Origin of the sequence: Mesorhizobium sp. M7A.F.Ca.CA.004.04.2.1 (assembly GCF_004022825.1) — a bacterium.
Taxonomy (GTDB): Bacteria; Pseudomonadota; Alphaproteobacteria; order Rhizobiales; family Rhizobiaceae; genus Mesorhizobium.
Genome location: NZ_RZPH01000925.1, coordinates 1 through 2,420, shown reverse-complemented (window position 1 = coordinate 2,420; position 2,420 = coordinate 1). Strand labels below are relative to the sequence as shown.

Below are 2,420 nucleotides of genomic sequence, written 5' to 3'. Positions count from 1 at the left end.
GCACGGTCATCGTAGCTGCCTTGTCGTGAACGGCGATGATCGCCTTCAGACAAGGTACTTTTCCGAGGTCCGGTTTGGAATGGGGTTTCAAAGGCGCCGGTGCTGTTTTGCCTGGCGAACGCGGCGTGGAACCGGCGCTTTGCCTCGGCTTTTACGGAGCCGATTTGCCGCGCCGCAAATGCTCGTCCAGGCGCGGCATGATCTCGACGAAGTTGCATGGCGTGTGCCGGTAGTCGAGCTGCGCTTTCAGGATGCCGTCCCACGCGTCCTTGCAGGCGCCGGGTGAGCCCGGCAGCACGAAGACGAAGGTGGCGTTGACGACGCCGCCGGTCGCCCGGCTCTGGATCGTCGAGGTGCCGATCTTGTCGTAGGAAATGCGGTGGAACACTTCCGAAAAGCCATCCATGCGCTTTTCGAAGATCGGCTCCAGCGCGTCCGGCGTCACGTCACGGCCTGTGAAGCCGGTACCGCCGGTGGTGATGACGACATCGATATTCTTGTCCTGTGACCACGCCAGAACCGTGTCGCGGATTTTCTCGCGGTCGTCGGTGACGATATCGCGGGCCGCCAGCAGATGGCCGGCCTCGGTGATGCGGTCGGCCAGCGTCTGGCCGGATTTGTCGTCGGCGAGGCTGCGCGTGTCCGAAACGGTCAGCACCGCGATGCGCACGGGAATGAAGGAGCGGCTCTCGTCAATTCTGGCCATCTGCGCCCTCCGATGCGATGGTGCGCGTCGCCGCGACGAACCAGTCGGGCTGGCGGCCGCGGATCTCGGCAGCGGCACGCTTGGCGACATTGCCGGTCTCGAACAGGCCGAAGCAGGTGGCGCCGGACCCGGACATCCGTGAAAAACCCGATCCGGCCTTGTTCAGCCAGGAAAGCGCCCTGCCGATGGCGGGCTGCATCGCTAGCGCCGCGGGCTCGAGATCGTTGCGAGTAATCTCCAGCCAGTTGCGCAGGCTGTGAAAATCGATGCCGCGCGGCAGGGGCGGCAAGGCCTCATTGTCGCGCCGCGAAAGCGCTGCAAAGACATCCGCCGTCGACACCGGGGTGCCTGGATTGACCAGCACCAGGCCAAGCGCCGAAAAATCCGGCACCATCGACAGTTCATCCCCGATGCCGCGCGCTACCAGCGGCTTTGCCGCCAGGCACATCGGCACATCGGCGCCAAGCGAAAGGCCGATCCGCGCCAGCTCTGCGCCGTCGATGTCCAGCGCCCATGTCTCCACCAGCCCGCGCAGCACGGTCGCCGCGTCGCTCGAACCGCCGCCGACGCCGGAGGCAACCGGCAGGTTCTTTTCGAGCCGGATGGCAACCGGCGGTGTTCTCTCGTGCCCGGCTGTCTGCCGCAGGGCATCGCGCGCCCTAAGCACAAGATTGCTTGCGTCGACTGGAACGGCCGGTGCGTAGCGGCCGGACACGGCAAACTCATCGCTGTCGGCGGGCGCGATTTCGACCCTGTCGCCAAAACGCGTGAACACCGCTAGGCTTTCTATCAGATGATAGCCGTCAGGGCGCCTGCCGGTGACATGCAGCGCAAGATTGATTTTGGCGTACGCAGGCCAAGTGCGCACACCGAAAGCGGTGTCCACTGCGTTTGATGTAAGCGAAATGATGGTCAGTCCTTGGCCAGTCGGTATTCGCCGGTCTTCGGATCCTTGACCAGCGTTCCGATCGCGCCGTTGGCCGTCTGCTTTTCTGTGCGCCGCACCTTGGCGGTCACGCGCTCGGCTTCCCTAATGAAGGTGCGGTAGCCGAAATAAGCGGCAACGCCAACGACGGCGAAGAAAATGATCTGCGGCATGCCAAAACTCCTCCCACGCTGGGCCGGCGAAGGCGGCCGGTCGGGTCGGTTGATGCATGTCGACCCGGTTTTGGGGACACGACATGCATGAAACTCAAGCTCTCATGCTAGACGGTTTTGCCGGGTTTTCAAAGCCCGAAGCGAGACCACAATGCGCGCTCTTCCGCCGCATCGATCACGCCGCTGGCGGCAGCGGCTACGATATCGGGCGCTGAAAAGCCCTTGCTTGAGCCGAACAGGCCGAAGCGGCTAAGAAAACCGCGCGGTGTCGTGATCAGCCTGAGCTGGGTTTTCGCCCCGAAACGGGTCTTGAGCACAGTGCGCATGTCGCCGAGCGCATCGACCAGACCGAGTTCGAGGCCCTTGATGCCGGTCCAGAACAGGCCGGTGAACAGGTCCGGGTCGTCCTTCAGTTTCGTGCCGCGCCGCTCCTTGACGAGGTCGATGAAGGTTGCGTGCACCTCGAGCTGCAGCGCCTTCAGCCGTTCGACATCTTCCTTCTTCTCGGGCTTGAACGGATCGAGCACCGCCTTGTTCTGGCCGGCGGTGTGGACACGGCGCTCGACACCGATCTTTTTCATCAGTTCAGGGAAGCCGAACGAGGCCGATACCACGC

The 2,420-nt window shown here is 63.6% G+C and carries 4 protein-coding genes; all 4 read right to left on the bottom strand.

Going from position 1 to position 2,420, the window contains the following annotated elements; all coding sequences use genetic code 11:
* Positions 1-151: 151 nt before the first annotated feature.
* Positions 152-706: a molybdenum cofactor biosynthesis protein B gene (gene moaB, locus EN893_RS29270; RefSeq protein ID WP_127269628.1), complete on the bottom strand. Its 555-nt coding sequence runs from the start codon at positions 704-706 to the stop codon at positions 152-154.
* The gene (locus EN893_RS29265; RefSeq protein ID WP_127269629.1) at positions 693-1,592 is read right to left on the bottom strand and encodes a 4-(cytidine 5'-diphospho)-2-C-methyl-D-erythritol kinase; all 900 of its coding nucleotides are present in this window, start codon (positions 1,590-1,592) and stop codon (positions 693-695) included. Before EN893_RS29265 ends, moaB begins: the two co-directional genes overlap by 14 nt.
* Positions 1,593-1,618: 26 nt before the next feature.
* Positions 1,619-1,804 carry a membrane protein gene (locus tag EN893_RS29260; protein WP_023808667.1) on the bottom strand — a complete coding sequence of 62 codons (186 nt, stop codon included), beginning with the start codon at positions 1,802-1,804 and terminating at the stop codon, positions 1,619-1,621.
* Between the two features lie 128 nt (positions 1,805-1,932).
* Positions 1,933-2,420, bottom strand: a 488-nt coding sequence (locus EN893_RS29255) for a S49 family peptidase (RefSeq protein WP_164901204.1), incomplete at its 5' end; no start/stop codon positions are given.